The sequence below is a fragment of the Phenylobacterium sp. genome (assembly GCF_036402295.1).
Taxonomy (GTDB): Bacteria; Pseudomonadota; Alphaproteobacteria; order Caulobacterales; family Caulobacteraceae; genus Phenylobacterium.
In genome coordinates this window covers 1-18,651 of record NZ_DASWTE010000082.1, presented here as the reverse complement: position 1 = coordinate 18,651, position 18,651 = coordinate 1, and the positions used below count along the sequence as shown (strand labels likewise).

The 18,651-nt window shown below is 69.7% G+C and carries 17 protein-coding genes; 9 read left to right on the top strand and 8 right to left on the bottom strand.

Features of this window, described 5'->3' with window-relative positions:
* Positions 1–576: cytochrome c oxidase subunit II (locus VGD44_RS05535; protein ID WP_331084719.1), on the bottom strand; the 576-nt coding region annotated here is incomplete at its 3' end.
* A 267-nt stretch (positions 577–843) separates the two neighbouring features.
* On the opposite strand from VGD44_RS05535, the gene VGD44_RS05530 reads away from it, so the two are divergent.
* The 5 genes from VGD44_RS05530 to VGD44_RS05510 all read left to right on the top strand — a co-directional run bounded on the left by VGD44_RS05530 (position 844) and on the right by VGD44_RS05510 (position 7,371).
* On the top strand, positions 844–1,188 hold the full coding sequence (locus VGD44_RS05530; protein ID WP_331084717.1) for a DUF3140 domain-containing protein: 345 nt from the start codon (positions 844–846) through the stop codon (positions 1,186–1,188).
* A gap of 46 nt (positions 1,189–1,234) precedes the next feature.
* Positions 1,235–2,665 carry a metalloprotease TldD gene (gene tldD, locus VGD44_RS05525; RefSeq protein ID WP_331084715.1) on the top strand — a complete coding sequence of 477 codons (1,431 nt, stop codon included), beginning with the start codon at positions 1,235–1,237 and terminating at the stop codon, positions 2,663–2,665.
* Complete coding sequence (locus tag VGD44_RS05520; RefSeq protein ID WP_331084713.1) at positions 2,662–3,087, top strand: GFA family protein; 426 nt, start codon at positions 2,662–2,664, stop codon at positions 3,085–3,087. Before tldD ends, VGD44_RS05520 begins: the two co-directional genes overlap by 4 nt.
* A gap of 113 nt (positions 3,088–3,200) precedes the next feature.
* Complete coding sequence (locus tag VGD44_RS05515; protein WP_331084711.1) at positions 3,201–5,252, top strand: TonB-dependent receptor plug domain-containing protein; 2,052 nt, start codon at positions 3,201–3,203, stop codon at positions 5,250–5,252.
* A 103-nt stretch (positions 5,253–5,355) separates the two neighbouring features.
* Positions 5,356–7,371, top strand: coding sequence for a TonB-dependent receptor plug domain-containing protein (locus VGD44_RS05510; protein WP_331084709.1), 2,016 nt, complete (start codon positions 5,356–5,358; stop codon positions 7,369–7,371).
* 63 nt (positions 7,372–7,434) lie between these two features.
* Here the strand turns inward: VGD44_RS05510 and VGD44_RS05505 are convergent, their stop codons facing one another.
* Complete coding sequence (locus VGD44_RS05505) at positions 7,435–9,237, bottom strand: oligopeptide:H+ symporter (RefSeq protein WP_331084707.1); 1,803 nt, start codon at positions 9,235–9,237, stop codon at positions 7,435–7,437.
* A gap of 206 nt (positions 9,238–9,443) precedes the next feature.
* Here VGD44_RS05505 and VGD44_RS05500 point away from each other — a divergent pair, with 206 nt between their 5' ends.
* The gene (locus VGD44_RS05500) at positions 9,444–9,944 is read left to right on the top strand and encodes a DUF427 domain-containing protein (protein ID WP_331084705.1); all 501 of its coding nucleotides are present in this window, start codon (positions 9,444–9,446) and stop codon (positions 9,942–9,944) included.
* 21 nt (positions 9,945–9,965) lie between these two features.
* On the opposite strand, the gene VGD44_RS05495 is transcribed toward VGD44_RS05500, so the two are convergent.
* From VGD44_RS05495 to VGD44_RS05480, 4 genes are all read right to left on the bottom strand, one after another.
* Positions 9,966–10,457, bottom strand: a complete 492-nt coding sequence (locus VGD44_RS05495; RefSeq protein ID WP_331084703.1) for a hypothetical protein — start codon at positions 10,455–10,457, stop codon at positions 9,966–9,968.
* Position 10,458: 1 nt separating this feature from the next.
* Positions 10,459–10,854, bottom strand: coding sequence for a GFA family protein (locus tag VGD44_RS05490; protein WP_331084701.1), 396 nt, complete (start codon positions 10,852–10,854; stop codon positions 10,459–10,461).
* A gap of 57 nt (positions 10,855–10,911) precedes the next feature.
* On the bottom strand, positions 10,912–12,267 hold the full coding sequence (locus VGD44_RS05485; protein WP_331084699.1) for a glutamate--cysteine ligase: 1,356 nt from the start codon (positions 12,265–12,267) through the stop codon (positions 10,912–10,914).
* Between the two features lie 135 nt (positions 12,268–12,402).
* Positions 12,403–13,116, bottom strand: a complete 714-nt coding sequence (locus VGD44_RS05480; RefSeq protein WP_331084697.1) for a 16S rRNA (uracil(1498)-N(3))-methyltransferase — start codon at positions 13,114–13,116, stop codon at positions 12,403–12,405.
* Between the two features lie 35 nt (positions 13,117–13,151).
* Between VGD44_RS05480 and ppk2 the strand changes: the two genes are divergently transcribed.
* The 3 genes from ppk2 (at position 13,152) to VGD44_RS05465 (ending at position 15,788) form a co-directional block, all read left to right on the top strand.
* Complete coding sequence (ppk2, locus tag VGD44_RS05475; protein WP_331084695.1) at positions 13,152–13,907, top strand: polyphosphate kinase 2; 756 nt, start codon at positions 13,152–13,154, stop codon at positions 13,905–13,907.
* 8 nt (positions 13,908–13,915) lie between these two features.
* Complete coding sequence (locus tag VGD44_RS05470) at positions 13,916–14,440, top strand: AAA family ATPase (RefSeq protein WP_331084693.1); 525 nt, start codon at positions 13,916–13,918, stop codon at positions 14,438–14,440.
* 148 nt (positions 14,441–14,588) lie between these two features.
* Positions 14,589–15,788 (top strand): winged helix-turn-helix domain-containing protein, encoded by a 1,200-nt coding sequence (locus VGD44_RS05465; RefSeq protein ID WP_331084691.1) that lies wholly within the window; start codon positions 14,589–14,591, stop codon positions 15,786–15,788.
* Here the strand turns inward: VGD44_RS05465 and VGD44_RS05460 are convergent, their stop codons facing one another.
* A complete protein-coding gene (locus VGD44_RS05460; protein WP_331084689.1) occupies positions 15,789–16,574 on the bottom strand; it encodes an alpha/beta hydrolase family protein in 786 nt (261 codons plus the stop codon). It lies immediately after the preceding gene.
* Positions 16,571–18,358, bottom strand: a complete 1,788-nt coding sequence (locus VGD44_RS05455; RefSeq protein WP_331084687.1) for an ABC transporter ATP-binding protein — start codon at positions 18,356–18,358, stop codon at positions 16,571–16,573. The genes VGD44_RS05460 and VGD44_RS05455 overlap by 4 nt, the downstream gene beginning before the upstream one ends.
* Positions 18,359–18,651: the final 293 nt, after the last annotated feature.

Genomic DNA, 18,651 nt, shown 5'->3' with positions numbered 1-18,651 from the left:
CACCACCTTGTTCACCGGCACCACCAGCGGCTCGGTCGCGGCCAGCTTGTAGGGCGCGCCCTTCGCCTTGGCCTGGTCTTCCGGCAGGATGTTGGAGATGTACTCGCCGATCTTCTGGTCCGGGTATTCATAGCCCCAGTACCACTGGTAGCCGGTCGCCTTGATGGTCAGGTCCGGCTTCGGCATGTCGTGGTAGGCGAACAGCAGCTTGAACGAAAAGATCGAGATCCCCACCAGGATCAGCACCGGCGCCAGCGTCCAGATCACCTCGACGAGGGTGTTGTGACTCCACTTCGCCGGGATCGGGTTGGCCCGCTTGTTGTAGCGGACGACCACCCAGATCAGCAGCGCCAGCACGAACAGCGTGATGATCGTGATGACCGGCATCAGGATCACGTTATGGAAGAAGATCGCGTCCTCGCGCAGCGGGGTCACGCCCGGCTGCAGGTCGATCGCCTTGTCGGTCGGCTCGCCGAACTTGTCCTGGGCCATCGCGGCCGCGCCCCAGAACGCCGCCGCAGCGCCCGCGAGAGCTCCTGCCGCCCGCGTCCGCAATCCGTGAAAGCTCGACTTCATGTCCCCTCGGTCAGTTTGGCCGGCGGCGCCCTCAAGGACAGGCGGGACGTCTCCGACGCTAGCGGAACGGGACGCGCGGACGCGACTTGCGCGACGCCCGACCGGCCCCTTCGCGGGGGTCCATACGCGCATCGTCCGGGCTTGCCAAGGCGTCCGCGGCGCTTACGGCGCGTGCGCGAGCCCTCTGCGGCGTTCGCGCGTTGAAATGGCGCGGCTGGAAGCCCAATTCGGCCCGCTGCGGAAGCCGCGTTCTCCGGATCGGACCCGATGCACCTGAGCCCTGAGCAAGAGCGCGACATCCGCCGCGAATTCGACCGACTCACGAACATGAGCCAGCGCGAGCTGCGCGACTGGCTGGCGACCGCCGAGAGCCGGAAGGTGGGCATGGTCCGCAAGGGCGAAACCGAATCGGTCGGCCGCCAGTCGGCGAGGCAGATCCTCGCGATCCGTGACGCCAAAGCAGCCGACCTCACCGACGCCGACTACCGGCACATGAAGAAGGTCATCGGCTACTGCCGCCGTCATCTCGCGCAACGTCCCTGGGGCGACGTCACCGACACCCGCTGGCGCTGGAGCCTGATGAACTGGGGCCACGATCCGCTGAAGCGGTGACAGGTCGCGGGTGACGCCCCACCTTCGAGCCCCTATCTTCCCCGCCATGAACAAGCCCGTGTCCGCCCCCTCGATCCTCGACGCCGCCGGCGTCGATCCCGCCCGCGCCCAGGAGATCCTGGGCGACGCCCTCGCCGGGGCCGACGACGGCGAGCTGTTCGTCGAGCGGTCCGAGAGCGAGTCGTTCCTGTTCGACGACGGGCGGCTGAAATCGGCGGCCTATGACGCCACCGAAGGCTTCGGCCTGCGCGTGGTGGCGGGCGAGACGGCCGGCTACGCCCACGCCTCCGAGATCTCGGAGGCTGCGATCCGCCGCGCCGCCGACTCGGCCCGGCTGGCCAAGCGCGGCTACGCCGGCACGGCCGCCGAGGCGCCCAGGGCCACCAACACGAAGCTGTACGGCGAGGACAATCCCCTCGCCGCCCCCGCCTTCGCCGACAAGGTGGCGCTGCTGCAGGAGATCGACGCCTGGGCCCGCGCCCGCGATCCGCGCGTGGTGCAGGTGATGGCCTCGATCGCCGGCGAGCGCCGCACGGTGGAGATCCTGCGCGCCGACGGCCGGCTGATCCGCGACGTCCGCCCCCTGTGCCGCGTCAACGTGCAGGTGACCGTCGAACGCGACGGCAAGCGCGAGCAGGGCTACACCGGCGCCGGCGGCCGCGCCGGCTTCGAGGCCTGGATCAGCCCCGACCGGTGGCAGGACCAGGTGGAGGAGGCGCTTCGCCAGGCGCTGACCAATCTCGACGCCATCCCCTGCCCGGCCGGCGAGATGGACGTCGTGCTGGGTCCCGGCTGGAACGGCGTGCTGCTGCACGAGGCGGTCGGGCACGGCCTGGAGGGCGACTTCAACCGCAAGGGCACCTCGGCGTTCTCGGGCCGCATCGGCGAGCGCGTGGCCGCGCCGGGCGTCACGGTGTTCGACGACGGCACCCTGGCCGGCCGCCGGGGTTCGCTGACGGTCGACGACGAGGGCACGCCCACCGAGCGCACGGTCCTGATCGAGGACGGGATCCTGGTGGGCTACATGCACGACCGGATGAGCGCCCGCCTGATGGGGCTCGCGCCCACCGGCAATGCGCGACGTCAGTCCTACGCCCACATGCCCATGCCGCGGATGACCAATACCGCCATGCTGGGCGGCGGCCACACGCGCGAGGAGATGATCGCGTCGACGAAGAAGGGCCTCTACTGCGCCAACTTCGGCGGCGGCCAGGTGGACATCACCAACGGCAAGTTCGTCTTCCAGTGCACCGAGGCCTACCTCATCGAGGACGGCAAGGTGACTGTCCCGGTAAAGGGCGCGACCCTGATCGGCGACGGCCCCTCGGCGCTGACCCGGGTGACGATGATCGGCGACGATTTCGACTTCGACCCGGGCGTCGGCGTCTGCGGCAAGTCGGGCCAAAGCGTGCCGGTCGGCGTGGGCCAGCCGTCGCTGAAGATCACCGGCCTGACGGTCGGCGGGACGGCGGTTTGACCGACGCGCCGACCGAGACCTTCAGCGCCACCGGCGGCTGCCTCTGCGGGCAGGTCCGGTTCGGGCTCACGGGCGCGCTGCCGCCGGTGGGGTTCTGTCACTGCTCCAAATGCCGACGGGTTTCGGGCGCGGGGTCGAACGCGGTCCTGAACGTGCGGGCCGAGCGGCTGGTGTGGCTGTCGGGCGAGGCGGACCGCAAGGCCTTCACCCTGCCCTCCGGCTGGAGCACCAGCTTCTGCGGCCGGTGCGGCTGCCCCGCGCCCAATCAGGGTCCCGGAGGCCGCTGGTTCGTTCCGGCCGGCAGCCTCGACGACGATCCCGGCGTCGGGGTGGCCGGCCACATCTGGGTCGGCTCGAAGCCGGGCTGGGCCGTGATCGGGGACGACGCCCCGCAATTCCCGGAAGGTCCGCCGCCGCGCTAGGGCCCAGGCGCCGTCGCAGCATTTCTGTCCCCGATTTAATCCACCTTACGGCCATTTAACTCGCCCAGGTGGCCGGCGCCGGTGACACCTCCCCTGCCTTGGGGAGTTTGTAGATGCTTATCGTTCAGGTCCTGGCGCAGGCCGCCGCGGCCACAGCGCCGGAAGCCGTCGCGCAGCAGGGGATCATCGGCTACCCCGCCGCCTTCTTCCAGGGGCAGCAGGTCGCCAACGCCGCCGAGATGCTGGAGCGCGTGCCGGGCTTCAACCTGGACACCGGCAATTCGGTCCGCGGCTTCGAGGGCGCGGCTGGCAACGTGGTGATCGACGGCCAGCGGCCGACGTCCAAGACCGACAACCTCGAAGAGATCCTGCGCCGCATCCCGGTCAGCCAGGTCGAGCGCATCGAGGTGATCCGCGGCGGCGCGCCCGGCGTCGACATGCAGGGCAAGACCGTGATCGCCAACGTCATCAGGAAGTCCGGCGGCGGCTTCCGCGGCATGGTCGCGGTGGCCAACAACCACCTCTGGGACGGCCGCAACATGCCGGGCGTCCGCCTGGAGCTCTCCGGCGGCGACGGGGTCCGCACCTGGGAATTCCTGGCCCGCCAGGGCGCCGGCAACGACGACGGCGGGGAGTTCGGGCCGCGGGTGCGCTTTACGCCGGACGGCGTGATCCTGCGCCGCGGCGACCACAAGTCGGAGGCCGACGGAGTGCAGCAGGTCATCAGCGGCGCCTACGCGCAGCCGCTGCTGGGCGGCCGCATCTCGGTCAACGGCCGCGCCTTCTGGGACAACTGGAAGAACGAGGACACCACCCGCTACACGTTCCCCGCCGACCGCGGGACCGACAACGTCGTTTCGCCCTACGACGACTTCAAGACCGAGGTGGGCGTCCGCTACAACCGCGACTACGGCCTGAAGACCAAGCTGGAGTTGGTCGGCCTGCGCACCGATCAGGACTACCACGCGTTCGACCTCTTCCGCGCCGGCGGCGGCGACACCAGCGAGTTCCGCAACGAGCGCGAGATGAGCGAGACGATCGGCCGGGCGGTGCTGAAGCACCAGCGCTCGGCGACCCTGTCGTTCGAGGGCGGTCTGGAAGGCGCGCTAAACAAGCTCGACAGCCACTCCGAGGCCTTCGAGAACGGCGTGGAACAGCGGGTGCCCGCCGCCGACGTCACCGTCGAGGAGACCCGTGGCGAAGCGTTCGTGAAGGCGACCTGGCGGCCGGCGACGGCGTGGACCGTCGATGGCGGCGTCCGTTACGAGGCCTCGAAAATTTCATCCGACGGCGACGTCATGCTGGAGAAGACCCTGCGGTTCCTCAAGCCCCGCCTCGCCGCAAGCTGGGACGTGGGTCCCAGCACCCAGATCCGCGGCCGCGTCGAGCGGGTGGTGGGCCAGCTCAACTTCGACGATTTCGTCTCGGGAACGGACCTGACCGCCGGCACCGGCGTCAGCGCCGGCAATCCCGACCTCAATCCCGAGCAGGCCTGGGTGGTCGAGGCGGCGATCGAGCAGCGGTTCTGGAAGAGCGGGGCGATCACGCTCGCCTACCGCCACTCCGAGCTGAAGGATGCCGTCGACCGCGGCCCGGTCCGCGTGACCACCGTCGATCCCGTCACCGGCCAGACGGTGACCAACGTCTTCGACCAGCCCACCAACATCGGCGACGGGACCAAGGACGAACTGATCGCCAACGTGAACCTGCCACTGGAGCGGCTGGGCCTGAAGGGCGGCCTGCTGCGCGGGGAGCTCAACAAGCGCTGGTCGGACGTGACCGATCCCACGACGCTCTCCAAGCGCCCGATCTCGCGGCTGCGGCCCCTGGAATGGAACGTCAGCTTCAGCCAGGACCTGCCCCAGTGGGGCACCAGCTTCGGCTTCGACCTCTACTCCGGCTGGAGCCAGATCTCGTATCGTTTCAACTACATCTCGGAAGTGAAGCTGCAGAACGCGTACCTCACCACCTGGGTGGAGAAGCGCCTGGACCCCGGCGTGGTGGTCCGGATCGAACTGGGCAACTGGACCGAGCGCGGAATCCGCATCGCCACCAGGCAGTACGACGGCCCGCGCGACACCGGGCGGTTGCTCTACACCGACGACCGCGACCTGACGCCCGGCCGCAGCCTCTTCATCCGCGTGCGCAAGACGTTCGGCGGCTGACCTGATCGCCAGCATTTCCGCGATTTAATCCACCTTACAGGCATTTAACTCGCCTCCCCGATACGGCGCAGGTCTCCTCGGCGCACTTGGGGAGAGTCCATCGATGCTTCTGTTTCACGTCCTCGCGCAGGCGGCGGTCGCCGTCGCGCCGATGGAAGCGGCCGCGCAGCAGGGCGTGACGAGCTACGGCCCGACGTTCTTCGCCGCCCAGCAGCCCTCGACCGCCGTCGACATGCTGAACCGGATCCCCGGCTTCACCCTGGAGAACGGCGCCACGGTGCGCGGGTTCGAGGGCGCAGCCGGCAACGTGCTGATCGACGGCCAGCGCCCGGCCAGCAAGACCGACACCCTGCAGGACACCCTGTTCCGCATCCCCGCCGGCAAGGTCGAGCGCATCGACGTCATCCGCGGCGGGGCGCCCGGCATCGACATGCAGGGCAAGACCGTGCTGGCCAACGTGATCCAGAAGAAGGACGGCGGCATCCGCGGCGTGATCGCCATGGCCGACAACCACATCGACGACGGACGTGACCTCGGCCAGCTTCGCCTTGAAGCCTCAGGCGGGCTTGGCGAAATCAAGTGGGAGCTCTCGGGCCGCGTCGCCCGCGGCCTCGACGACGGCGCGGGCGCCGGGCGCGGCGCGCTGTTCACCGCGGGAGCGGCTCCGGTGTTCAACGACTACGACGGCGAGGGCGACGGGCTGTTCTACAGCGGCGTGGGCGCTATCGAGGCCCCCGTGCTGGGCGGCCAGCTGCGGCTGAACGGACGAATCCTCACCGACGGCTTCAAGTACGAGGAGCGGACGCGCGTCTTCTCCACGCCGGTCGAGAACCAGCAGTTCGTCTACCTGCAGGAGCAGGACGACACCGAGGTCGGCGCCCGCTACACGCGCAAACTCGGCGAGCCATGGGACCTCGAGCTGGTGGGTCTGCGCACCACGCGCAACCGCGTGACCAACGACATCTTCACGAACGGCTCGACCAGCCTGTTCGCCGTCGACCGCGACACCGTGGAGACCATCGGCCGAGCCGTCGTGACCCATCGCTTCAATCCGCGGCTCTCCGTCGAGGTCGGTGGCGAGACGGCGATCAACACGCTGGACAGCCGCACCACCCTCACCCGCAACGGGACGAACGTCCCGGTGCCCGCCGCGAACGTCGAGGTGGAGGAGGAGCGCAGCGAGGTCTTCGCCAAGGCGAGCTGGCGGCCTGCCGACGCCTGGACCTTCGACGCCGCGCTCCGCTACGAGCGCTCGACGATCTCCTCGGAGGGCGATGTCATCCTGGAGAAGTCGCTGCGCTACCTGAAACCGCGCCTCGCGGTGAGCTGGGCGCCGGCGGAGCGGACGCAGATCCGGCTGCGCTTCGAACGGGAGGTCGACCAGCTGAACTTCAGCGACTTCGTGGCCTCGGGCGGCCTGAACTCGGCCGGCGGCGTCACGGCCGGCAACCCTGACCTCGACCCCGGCCAGGCCTGGGTGGGCGAGGTGGCCCTCGAGCAGCGCTTCTGGGGCTCCGGCTCCGTCGCCCTGACCTACCGCCACGCAGAACTGAGCGATGTCGTCGATCGCGGCCCGGTCACTGCGCCCGGCGGCAGCGTCTTCGATCGGCCCGAGAATATCGGCGACGGGACCCGGGAGGTGGTGGCCCTCGACCTAAGCCTGCCGTTCGACCGCCTCGGCGCGAAGGGCGCGCTTCTGAAGGGCAACCTCACGAAGCGCTGGAGCGAGGTGACCGACCCTACGACGAAGGAAACGCGATCGCAGTCGGCTCTGCGCGGCCTGGATTGGAACGCCTCGTTCAGCTGGGACATGCCGCAGTACAAGATGACCTGGGGCGTCGATGCGTTCGGCGCGTTCCGCGAGACGACCTACCGCTACAACCTCGTCTACACGCGCAAGCTCAACACCTATGTGAAGCCGTTCATCGAGTACAAGCCACAGGCCGACCTCAACATCCGGCTCGAGCTGCCGAACGTCACGCGGCGCAACCTGCACGACACGTTCTACGTCTACGACGGCGTCCGCGTGGCCGGGGCCGTCCCGACCACGGTCGACGACAAGCGCACCGACCAGACGGCGGCCGGCACGTTCCTCCGCATCCGCAAGACGTTCGGCTGAGGGGCCCGAAGACACCGAAGGCCGCGGATCGCTCCGCGGCCTTCGTCGTGTCCGGGACCTTGGCTAGGCCCGGCCCGCCTGCCGTTCGACGTCGGCGGCGGCCGGGACCTCCTCAGGCTCGGTCGGCGTGTCCACGCCGTGGGCCCAGCCCTTGATGGCGAAGCTGAGCGCCACGAAGATCGCACCGCAGGCCACGCCCGCCCAGCCCAGCTTGTTGAAGCCGTCCATGGACGTCGCGAACGCCACGGCCGGGTCCAGCACCTGGCCGCCCACGGTCTCGGTCCCCATCAGGCCGGCGATCCGGCCGCCGACGAACTGGGCGATGGACGAGGCCAGGAACCAGACCGCCATCATGAACGACACCACCTTGGCGACGCTGAGCTTGGTGATCTGCGACAGGCCGACCGGCGACAGGAAGAGCTCGCCCGTGGTGTGCAGCAGATAGAGCAGGCCCAGCATGAAGAGCGGCATCTGGTACTGGACCGCCAGGCCCTGGGTCCAGACCACGACCAGGAAGCCCAGGCCCACCTGCAGCAGCCCGAGGCCGAAGGTCAGGGTCGGGTTGGGCATCCGCCGGCGCGCGCCGAGATAGGCCCACATCGCCGCGAAGATCGGCGCGAAGATGAGGATGAAGCCGGCGTTGAACGATTGGGTCTGGGCCGCCGTGATCCCCATCAGGTCGACGTTGCGCGCCGCGAAGAGGTTCAGCGAGGTGCCGGCCTGTTCGAAGAGGGTGAAGAACACCACCGAGCCGAACACCAGCACCATGGCCAGCATCATCCGCTCGCGTTCCACCTTCGTGCACTGGGTGACCAGGAAGTAGAAGATGAACCCGAGAGCCGCGATGATCGCGGTGTAGAGGGCGTAGCCCACGAACTGGTTGCTCTGGACCAGGAACCACACCGGGATCACGCCCAGCACGCCGCCCAGGTAGATCAGCCACTCGCGGCTGATTGGGCCGGCGATCTTCTGCCTCAGCAGTTCGGGGTTCGGCGGCTCGCCGTGGCCTTCGAGGTGCTTCTTGCCCAGCACGAAGACCAGGAAGCCGGCCGCCATGCCGACGCCGGCGAGGCCGAAGCCTGCCCACCAGCCGACGGTCTGGCCCAGGAGGCCGCACAGCACCGAGGCCCAGAACGCCCCGAGGTTGATGCCGTAGTAGTAGAGGGTGAAGCCGGAATCCCGCCGCGGATCGCCCTGCGGGTACAGCTGCCCCACGATCGTGGAGATGTTCGGCTTCAGGAAGCCCACCCCCATGATGATCAGCGCCACAGCCAGGTAGAAGGCGTTCTTGCCGAACAGGTCGACCTGGTTCTTCAGCTCGTAGGTCCCCTTCGGCATCACCGCCGGCAGCGGCCCGCCGGGCGCCATGCCCTTGACCTCGATCCCACCGTCGGCCGTGGCGGCGAACTCGTGCGGCTTGCCGGCCACCATCAGGTGGACCTGGCGCGCCTCCATCCGGCCTTCGATGGCCACCTCGTAGGTCTGGCCCGCGTAGGTCAGCGTCTGTTTGGCCGGCGTCCCCTCGACCGCCATCGTCAGGTGGCCGGCCACCAGCAGCAGCGCGCCGAACGCCACGGCCTTGCGGGTGCCGAGGTAGCGGTCGGCCAGCAGGCCGCCGAGCAGCGGCAGCAGGTACACGAGCGAGGTGTAGGACCCGTACTGCGCGCCCGCCGTGGAGTCGTCGAACAGCAGGTGCTGGGTCAGGTAGAAGATCAGGATGCCGCGCATCCCGTAGTAGGAGAAACGTTCCCACATCTCGGCGAAGAACAGGATCAGCAGCCCGCGCGGGTGGTTGCGCAGCATCTGCATCAGGACGGGCACGCCGGTGACGAGAGTCACCACGATGCCGATGAGTAGGATCAACATGTCGAGGGGTTTCCGGTTTCCCTGAATGGCGCCTTCGCGGACGTCTCGTCCCCGCGCCAGCGGATTTGCGCGGAGAAAATCACGCCGCACTCGCCAGCACAAGCAAGCCTGAGCCGCCAGGTTCCCTGGTGCGACGCACGGTAGCGCCCATATCAGACGCAGCCCGGCGCGGCCTCGCGCGTTGAGCCGGTCAGGAGACGATGTCCATGAAGATCCCCGGCCCCGACCATCCCATCACCATCACCCCGGCCGACCAGCGCTGGCGGGTGAAATTCGAGGGGCACGTGATCGCCGACAGCGGCGGCGCGCTGATCCTCAAGGAAGCCGATTACCCGCCGGTGGTCTACTTCCCGCGCGACGACGTCTCGATGGAGTACCTGACCCGGACCACGCACGCGACCCACTGCCCCTACAAGGGCGATGCGGCCTACTACACGCTCCTGATGGACGGCCATTTCGTCGAAAACGGCGTCTGGACCTACGAGAGCCCCTACCCGGCCATGGAGCTGATCGCCGGGCGGCTGGCGTTCTATCCCAACGAGGTCGAGATCTACGCGGTCGACGACGCAGCCGTGAACCCCCGGCACGTCGATGAGCCGTCGGTCGACGACGCCGTCCAGCACACCGACGCAGGCGACGGCCGCGCACAGCGCGAGCCCTGGCCGCCGAACGTCAACACGCCCGGCATGGAGGGCGGGGTTCGCTAACTCACCCCGCGGGTGTCGGAGCTACGGAATCGCCTGGTTCTGGGCGAGCTGCCAGCCGGTGTAGGCGGGCTCGCTGGTCACCTCGCGCTTGCACCACGCCGGCACGTCGAAGCGCATGGCCGCCATCCGGTTGGTCGCCTCGCACTCGGCGGTGACCAGGCCCTCCAGCGCGCCCTCGAACACGTCGATGGTGAAGCCGCCCACCTTGTGCCGGCGCTTCGACAACCGCTGGCCGGGCAGGACGTTCAGCACCGCGTACTCGTCGGCGTTGAGGTACAGGTTGGTCATCGGGCCGATCAGCGGATTGTCCGGCGCGTACTTCTTGGCCAGCTTGAAGCTCTTCTCGCCGGTGGCGAGGTCGGTGATCGCCCGCAGGCGCAGCCGCCCGCCGTCGATGTAGAGGTCCTCGATGCGCCGCGCATGGCCCAGGTCCAGCGCCTGCAGCGCCTTCGGATCCACCAGGAACCGCCGTTCGGCCACCCAGTGCGCGTACTTCGGCAGTGTCACCGGCATGTCAGTCCTCGCGGGGGCCGCTCCACCCGGCACGACCCTCGCCAGACCGCACGCTCATCGTCAAGCCGTCGGCGGCGCGAAACGGATAGGCTGTGGGATCGAAGGCCTCCAGGCACCCCACGTTGACGCCGTAGTGGTCGGGCGCCGCGCGCTTGCGGTGGAAGGTGTAGATGCCGCAGGTGCGGCAGAACCAGTGGCGCGCGACGCGCGTGTTCCATTGGTAGAGCGTCAGGTGCTCCTCGCCCGCCTCAATGGTCAGCTGGCGCTCGTGCACCCTGGCCATCAGCGCGCCCCTGCGCCGGCAGAGCGAGCAGTCGCAGCGTGTCAGCTCGTCGATCTCCGCCTCCACGCGGAAGCGGACCGCGCCGCAGTGACAGGATCCCGACCACACGCCCATGGGCCGAGCGTAGCGGTCGGGCTGGCTCGCGGAAGAGCCAGACCGGCGCGGCTGGCCCTAGTAGGCGAAGTCCTCGAACACCGGGTCGACCTTGCCGCCCCAGCGGGTGTGGTAGAGCTCGAGGAGGCGTTCGGCGGGCGTGACGCCGGTGTCGGCGATGTGCTCCAGCTCGGCGAGGTAGCCGCTCTCGTCCACCAGGCCGCCCGACAGGCGGTTGCGGTTCTTCAGGCCCTGCTTGGCGATCGCCAACAGGTCGACCGCCACGTCGCGGACGCTGCGCCCGGCGATCTGGGCCTTCAGGCCCACGCGGGCCACGTCGGCGCGCAGGCGTTCGTGGTCCTCTATTCTCCAGTCCTTGCAGAGGTCCCAGGCGGCGGCCAGCGCCGCGTCGTCGTAGAGCACGCCCATCCACAGCGCCGGCAGCGCACAAAGCCGGCTCCAGGGCCCGGAGTCGGCGCCGCGCATCTCCAGGTACTTCTTGAGCCGGACCTCGGGAAAGATCGTGGTCATGTGGTCGGCCCAGTCCTTCAGGGTCGGCCGCTCGCCCGGCAGCTCCGAGAGCTTGCCGTCCATGAAGTCCACGAACGAGCGCCCGGCCACGTCGATGTACTTGCCATCGCGCTTCACGAAGTACATCGGCACGTTCAGCGCATAGCGGGCGTAGGTCTCGAACCCGAAGCCGTCCTCGAACACGAAGTCCAGCATGCCGGTGCGGTCGGCGTCGGTGTCGGTCCACACGTTAGCGCGGCTCGACAACAGGCCCGACGGCTTGCCCTCGATGAACGGCGAATTGGCGAACAGCGCCGTGGCGATCGGCTGCAGGGCCAGGCTGGTGCGGAACTTCGCCACCATGTCGGCCTCGGACGCGAAGTCGAGGTTCGCCTGCACCGTGCAGGTGCGGAACATCATGTCGAGGCCGAGCCCGCCGACCTTCGGCATGTACTGCCGCATGATCTTGTAGCGGCCCTTGGGCATCACCGGCACCTCGGCCCGCGTCCAGACCGGCGTGAACCCCAGGCCCAGGAAGCCGAGGCCCAGCTCATCGGCGACCGCCTTCACCTCGTTGAGGTGATTGCCCGTCTCCTCGCAGATGTCGTGCACCGTCTCCAGCGGCGCGCCCGAGAGCTCGAACTGGCCGCCCGGTTCCAGGCTGACGCTGGCGCCCGCGCGCTCCAGCGCGATGACGTTCTCGCCCTCGTAAACCGGCGCCCAGCCGAAGCGGGTCAGGCCCTCCAGCAGCGCCTTGATGCCCTGCGGCTCATACGGCACCGGGGCGTGGTCCTTCAGCCGGAAGACGAACTTCTCGTGCTCGGCGCCCACGCGCCATTCGCTCGCGGGTTTGGCCCCGTCGGCCATCCAGCGCACCAGGTCTTCGAACACCAGGGGTCGATCGTCGCAGGCGACCTCGGCCATATACTTCCTCCACGGGCGGAACGCCGTGTCGCCGGGGTGAGGTCCCGCGCAGCTCGCGTCTTTACGCCGTCAGGATAGGTGGGCGCAATTCCGCCAAGCTCAAGCCCGGCCTAGATTTCCTGGGTTGCGGCGCGGCTATCGCCAGTCGCCGACGGCCGCCTGCCAGAGCGTCAGCGCGCTGATGGCGGCGGTGTCGGCCCGCAGGATCCGCGGGCCCAGGCTGGCCGGCGTCGCGTACGGCAGCGCGCGCAGGACGTCCCGCTCCTTCGGCGAGAAGCCGCCCTCGGGCCCGATCAGGATGGCCCACGGCCCGCCCCCATCCACGGCCGCCAGCACCGGCTTCGCATCGCCCGCCTCGTCGCAGAACAGCAGCTTCCGCCCCGCCTCCCAGCTGGCGATCAGCTTCTCCAGCTTCACCGGCGCCAGCACCTGCGGCACGTCAAGCCGGCCGGTCTGCTCCGACGCCTCGACGGCGATGGCCTGCAGCCGATCAACGCGGGTGTGGTCGGCGTTGGTCCGCTCGGTGATCACCGGCAGCACCCGCCGAGCGCCCAGCTCGGCCGCCTTCTCCACGATGACCTCCAGCCGCGCGCGTTTCACCAGCGCGATCACCAGGTCGAGGTCGGGGCCGGTCGCCTGCGCCCGCAGGTGCGCCTCGACGTCCAGGCGCACGGCGCGCTTGCCCACCCGCGCCACCCGCGCCAGCCACTCGCCATCGCGCCCGTTGAACACCGCCAGCGCGTCGCCCGCCGACAGCCGCATCACCGCGGCGAGGTAACGGCTCTGACCCTCGTCGAGCTCGAGCTCGACGCCTTCCGAGAGGTCGTGACGGACGAAGAGGCGGATCATTGGCCCTCCATACCAATCCTGGGCATTATCCGGCCATGGCCAAGGACGACGACGACGAACTCGAGGCGCTGCAGGTCGCCCTCGTGCGGTTCCAGCAGCACGCCATCGAAACCGGCGAGCGCGACCTGGTGATCTTCGAGGGCCGCGACACCGCCGGCAAGGACGGCGCGATCAAGCGCATCGTCGAGCACCTCTCGATCCGGTCCACGCGTGTCGTGGCGCTGCCCAAGCCCACCGAGCGCGAGCGGGGGCAGTGGTATTTCCAGCGCTACGCCGAGCACCTGCCGGCCAAGGGCGAACTCGTGATCCTCAATCGCTCCTGGTACAACCGCGCCGGCGTCGAGCGGGTGATGGGGTTCGCCACCGCCGAGGAGCAGAAGACCTTCCTGCGCGACGTGCCGGTCTTCGAACGCATGCTGGTCGGCAGCGGCGTCCAGGTGGTCAAGCTCTGGCTCGACATTTCGCGCAAGGAGCAGGCCGAGCGGCTCGAGGCCCGCAAGACCGACCCCTTGAAGGCGCTGAAGGTCAGCCCGCTGGACGCCGTGGCCCAGGAGAAGTGGGACGACTACTCGGCGGCTCGGAACGAGATGCTCCGCCGCACCCACATCGTCGAGGCGCCGTGGACCGTCGTCCACACCGACAAGAAGCCGAAGGCGCGCGAGAACATCATGCGCCACCTCCTGAAGGAGCTGGCCCCGCCGGCCATCGCCGACGGCGTCGACCCGCCCGACCCGGACGTCCTGTTCCCCTTCGAGCCCGAGGCGCTCACCGACGGCCGGCTCGAGCCTTAAGGTCCGCCGTGCAGCTCGTCTTCCTCCATGGCCCGGCCGCCGCCGGCAAGCTCACCGTCGCGCGGGCGCTCGCGGCGCGGACCGGCTACGCCCTGTTCCACAACCACCTGGTGGTCGACGCCGTCGCGGCGGTCTTCCCGTTCGGGAGCCCGGAGTTCCGCCGCCTGCGCGAGCGGTTCTGGCTGGAGACCTTCGACGCGGCCGCCCGGGAAGGCCGCTCGCTCGTCTTCACCTTCGCCCCGGAAGCCACCGTCGGCCCAACGTTCCCGCAGGAGGCCCGCGCCTGCGTCGAACGCCATGGCGGCCGGGTCCGGTTCATCGCCCTGACCTGTCCGCCGGAGGAGCTTGCGCGCCGTGTGGACAACGCCGACCGCGCGACCTTCGGGAAGCTACGGGACGCGGACCTCTTCCGCCGGCTCGCCGCCGACGGCGCGTTCGACTATCCCCCGATCGCCTCGGAGCTCACCATCGACACCTCCGCACTGGCGCCGGACACCGCCGCGGAACGGATCGCCCGGCGCCTCCAGGCGTAGTGCGTGGCTCGCGACAATCTACCACAGGTAGTGCCGATTTGTTCCGGCCGACAAGGCGGTACGGCCGCGCCTGTTAACCATTCGTTGACGATCTCTTGTTCCACCTTTGTTCGATCGCTAGCCTGACGCTCCGAGTCGCGGAGGCCGCATGAAGGACACGTTGAGTGCTGGCGAGGCGCGCCGGATCGCGCTGGCCGCGCAGGGCTTCGGCGGCGACCGGGAGGGCGCTGTGGGCCGCCGCCAGCTGACGAAGCTGGTCGACCGGCTGGGCGTGATCCAGATCGACTCGGTCAACGTGGTCTCGCGCACCCACTATCTGCCCGCCTTCTCGCGCCTGGGCGCCTATCCGCGCGAGCTCCTCGAAGACCTCGCCTGGGCGAAGAAGCGGCCGCTGTTCGAGTACTGGGCGCACGAGGCCTCCCTGCTGCCGCTCAGCGCCCAGCCGCTGTTCCGCTGGCGGATGGAGGACGCCCAGGCCGGCGTCGGCGTCTGGAAGGGCGTGGCCAAGTTCCTGCGCGAGCGGCGCGAGTTCGTCGACCGCGTGCGCGACGAGATCGCCACCCGCGGGCCGATGTCGGCGTCCGAGATCGAGATGGGCCATAAGGGCGAAGGCGGCTGGTGGGGCTGGAGCGAGGCCAAGCGCGCCGTGGAGTGCCTGTTCTGGGCCGGCGAGCTCACCACCGCCACCCGCCGCGGGACCTTCGAGCGCGTCTACGGACTGCCCGAGAAGGTGCTCCCCAAGGCGGTCTGGGAGACCCCCACCCCCGATCGCGCCGACGCCCAGCGCCAGCTCTACCGCATCGCCGCCCGCGCCATGGGCGTCGCCACCGCCAAGGACCTGCGCGACTACTTCCGCATGCCGGTCGAAGGCGCCAAGGACCGCATCGCCGAACTGGTCGAGGCCGGTGAACTCGCACCTGTGAAGGTGAAGGGTTGGAAGGAACCAGCCTATCTCGACCCCAACGCCCGCTGGGCGCGGAAGATCGAAGGCGGCTCGCTGTTATCGCCCTTCGACAACCTGATCTGGTTCCGCGAGCGCACCGAGCGGATGTTCGGCGTCCGCTACCGCATCGAGATCTACGTCCCGGCCGAGAAGCGCCAGCACGGCTACTACGTCCTGCCCTTCCTCGAGGGCGACGCGCTCACCGCCCGCGTCGACCTGAAGTCCGACCGCAAGGCCTCGGTCCTCATCGTCCAGTCCGCCCACGCCGAACCCTGGGCCAGCGACGCCACGCCCTCGAAGCTCGCCCACGAGCTGAAGCGCATGGCCGCCTGGCTGGGCCTCGAGACCATCCGCGTCCAGAAGCGCGGCGACCTTGCCGGCGCGCTCGGAAAGGCGGTCGCGTAGCTAGCGCAGCGCCTCCAGCACCGCCGGCTCCGACAGAATCTCGTGGTCCTTGCCCGGCAGCACGATCAGGCGCGCGGGCGTTCCGCGGCGGCCCGCGGCCTGGGCGAACGCCCGGCTGAGCGACGGCGGGGCGACCACGTCCTTCTCGCCTGCGATCAGGGTCAGCGGCACGTCCGGCCGGATGCGCCCCGCCGTCTCGATCGGCGACAGGCTGCGGACCGGCAGCAGCCAACCCGGGTTCTTCTGCAGCCACGCCATGTGCCGCCGCCATCGCTTCAGGTCGCAGGGGCAGGCGACCAGCACGCCCGCGTCCGCCACCCACGGCCGGCGCGCCAGCAGAAGCGCCGCGATCGCCGCGCCGCCGGAGTGCCCCACCAGCGTCACCCGCGACGCGCCGTAGCGTCGGCGCGCGTCCATGATCGCGCCCGCCAGCTGGTCCAGGACCTCCGGCGTGTAGTTGTCGCCGTTCGTGCGCCCGCGCCGCCCTGCCGAGCGCCGCCCGGCCGGGTCGGCGTAGCCCGGCCGCAGCAGCGCCAGCACCACCGCGTCCGGCCGCGCCGCCGCTGCGCGCTCGGCGAAGCGGTACTGATAGCTCGGCGGGCCGCGCGGCGCGTCGCCGTGCAGGACGACGATCAGCGGCGGACGAGCGCCCGCCGCCGATCCGCGCCAGGCCAGGCCGACGGTGCTCGCCTCCGCCGGCCCCAGGCTCACCACGGCCTGCGCGGCGGCCGGGCCTGAGATCAGCAGGCCGGCCGTCGCGAGCAGCGCCGCGAGGAGCCGCCTCACACGACGCCTTCCGTCACCGCGTTCAGGCGGGCGTAGGCGCCGCCCTTGCGGACCAGTTCGGCGTGGCGGCCCTCCTCGACGATCCGGCCGTCGTCGAACACGAGAATCCGGTCGGCGCCGCGGATGGTCGACAGCCGGTGCGCAATGACGATCGTCGTCCGGCCCGTCATCAGCTCCTCCATCGCCGCCTGCACCTGCCGCTCGGTCTCGACGTCCAGCGAGCTGGTCGCCTCGTCCAGCACCAGGATCGGCGCGTCGGCCAGGAACGCGCGGGCGATGGCCACCCGCTGCCGCTCGCCGCCCGAGAGCTTCACGCCGCGCTCGCCGACCAGGGTGTCGTACCCCTTGGGCAGCTTGGCGATGAAGTCGTCGGCCCGCGCGCGCTTCGCCGCCAGCGCGATCTCGTCCAGCGTCGCGTCGGGCCGGGCGTAGCTGATGTTCTCGGCCAACGAGCGGTGGAACAGCGCCGGGTCCTGCGGCACCACCGCGATCGCCCGCCGCAGGCTGCCCTGCGAGACCTGGCTGACGTCCTGGCCGTCGATCAGGATCGCGCCGTCCTGGATGTCGTACAGCCGCTGGATCAGCTTCACGAACGTGGACTTGCCCGAGCCCGTGGGTCCGACCAGCGCCACCCGCTCGCCCGGCGCAATGCGCAGGGTGAAGCGGTCGTAGAGGGGCTCGGCCGCCGACTTGTAGCGGAACGTCACCCGGTCGAAGACGATCTCGCCCAGGTCGGCGCGGAAGTCCGATGCGCCGGACCGGTCCAGCACCTGCGGCGACGTCTGGGCGTAGCGGGCCACGTCCTCGATGTCGTCCATCCCCTTCTGCGCCATGCGGATGTTCTCGCCGATGTTGCGGAGGTAGCCGCTCATCAGCATGAACGCGGTGACCACGAAGGTGATGTCGCCGGCGCTCGCGCGGCCGCGCGTCCACTCGAGCAGCAGCAGGCCGGTCAGGCCCGCCTGCAGCGCCACCAGCATCATGTTGTGCAGCAGCCAGAGGTCGGTGAACCGGCCCCAGGTCTTCATCGTCGCCCTGCGCCACATCTCGGTGACGCTGCCGATCCGCGCCTCCTCGCGCCTCTCGGCCCCGAAGGTCTTCACCGTGGCGTTCGACGAGATGGAGTCGGCCAGCGCGCCGCCGATCCGCGAGTCAAGCGCGACCGAGCGCAGGTTGGCCGGCCGCGCCCACAACGACGTCAGGTAGACGTTGGACAAGACGTACAGCACCGTCACCGCGGAGGCGAACAGGCCTACCGCCGGCCAGCGGAGCAGCATCATCACGCACAGCCCGCCCAGCACGATGGCGGCCGGCCCGAACCAGATCAGCACGGCGTCGGTCACCGTGTCGTAGCCCCACATGGCCCGGCTCAGCCGCCGCACGGTGGCGCCGGCGAAGGTGTCAGCGTGCCAGTCGGCGGAGAAGCTCTGGACCCGGCGGAAGCCGTCGTCGGTCATCTCCTTCATGTTGGTGGCTGAGAACGGGATCAGGAACCGCATGGCGGTGTTCCGGATCACCGAGAAGGCCAGGTAGACGCCCACGAACGCCGCCCAGGCCTGCCAGGCCGGATCGGGGTTGGCGGGGCCCGCGCTCACGGCGTCGACCAGCCGCCCCGCCGCCCAGGGCAGCATCAGGTCGAAGCCGATCGCGATCAGCGTCAGCACGATGGTGGCGGCCATCAGCCAGGGCCGCCGGCGCCAGTAGGTGGAGACGAACGCCAGCACCTTGCGGTTCGAGAGCTGGCGCTCGCGGGTCTCTTCTTCGTCCTCGTAATGGTCGGTCATGACGGTCTCGGATACGGGCGACGGACCAGGGCTCGCTCAAGAGCACACACAGGTCCGGCGCAGGAATGAAACGTATTGGTGGCCGGAGCTTCGAGCGGCTGGAGCTCGGAGGCCCCCTAATCGGAGGTGCCTTGGGGGCGCGCGGGATCGCTTCGCGAGGGCGGCCGGTCAGGCCACGCGGCGAAGCGGCTCGGACTTAACGGAGCGGCGGCGGCGGCCCGAGGCGCGTGCGGCGGAAGATCAACGAAGCAAGCACTGCCATGCTGTCCCTCCTGCTCGGGCCTCAGAGGATG

Excerpts from the sequence above, each read along its gene's own strand:
- VGD44_RS05530 (WP_331084717.1), top strand. The coding sequence starts at position 844 with ATGCACCTGAGCCCTGAGCAAGAGCGCGACATCCGCCGCGAATTCGAC.
- tldD (WP_331084715.1), top strand. The coding sequence starts at position 1,235 with ATGAACAAGCCCGTGTCCGCCCCCTCGATCCTCGACGCCGCCGGCGTC.
- VGD44_RS05515 (WP_331084711.1), top strand. The coding sequence starts at position 3,201 with ATGCTTATCGTTCAGGTCCTGGCGCAGGCCGCCGCGGCCACAGCGCCG.
- VGD44_RS05510 (WP_331084709.1), top strand. The coding sequence starts at position 5,356 with ATGCTTCTGTTTCACGTCCTCGCGCAGGCGGCGGTCGCCGTCGCGCCG.
- VGD44_RS05505 (WP_331084707.1), bottom strand. The coding sequence starts at position 9,237 with ATGTTGATCCTACTCATCGGCATCGTGGTGACTCTCGTCACCGGCGTG.
- VGD44_RS05500 (WP_331084705.1), top strand. The coding sequence starts at position 9,444 with ATGAAGATCCCCGGCCCCGACCATCCCATCACCATCACCCCGGCCGAC.
- VGD44_RS05495 (WP_331084703.1), bottom strand. The coding sequence starts at position 10,457 with ATGCCGGTGACACTGCCGAAGTACGCGCACTGGGTGGCCGAACGGCGG.
- VGD44_RS05490 (WP_331084701.1), bottom strand. The coding sequence starts at position 10,854 with ATGGGCGTGTGGTCGGGATCCTGTCACTGCGGCGCGGTCCGCTTCCGC.
- VGD44_RS05485 (WP_331084699.1), bottom strand. The coding sequence starts at position 12,267 with ATGGCCGAGGTCGCCTGCGACGATCGACCCCTGGTGTTCGAAGACCTG.
- VGD44_RS05480 (WP_331084697.1), bottom strand. The coding sequence starts at position 13,116 with ATGATCCGCCTCTTCGTCCGTCACGACCTCTCGGAAGGCGTCGAGCTC.
- ppk2 (WP_331084695.1), top strand. The coding sequence starts at position 13,152 with ATGGCCAAGGACGACGACGACGAACTCGAGGCGCTGCAGGTCGCCCTC.
- VGD44_RS05465 (WP_331084691.1), top strand. The coding sequence starts at position 14,589 with ATGAAGGACACGTTGAGTGCTGGCGAGGCGCGCCGGATCGCGCTGGCC.
- VGD44_RS05455 (WP_331084687.1), bottom strand. The coding sequence starts at position 18,358 with ATGACCGACCATTACGAGGACGAAGAAGAGACCCGCGAGCGCCAGCTC.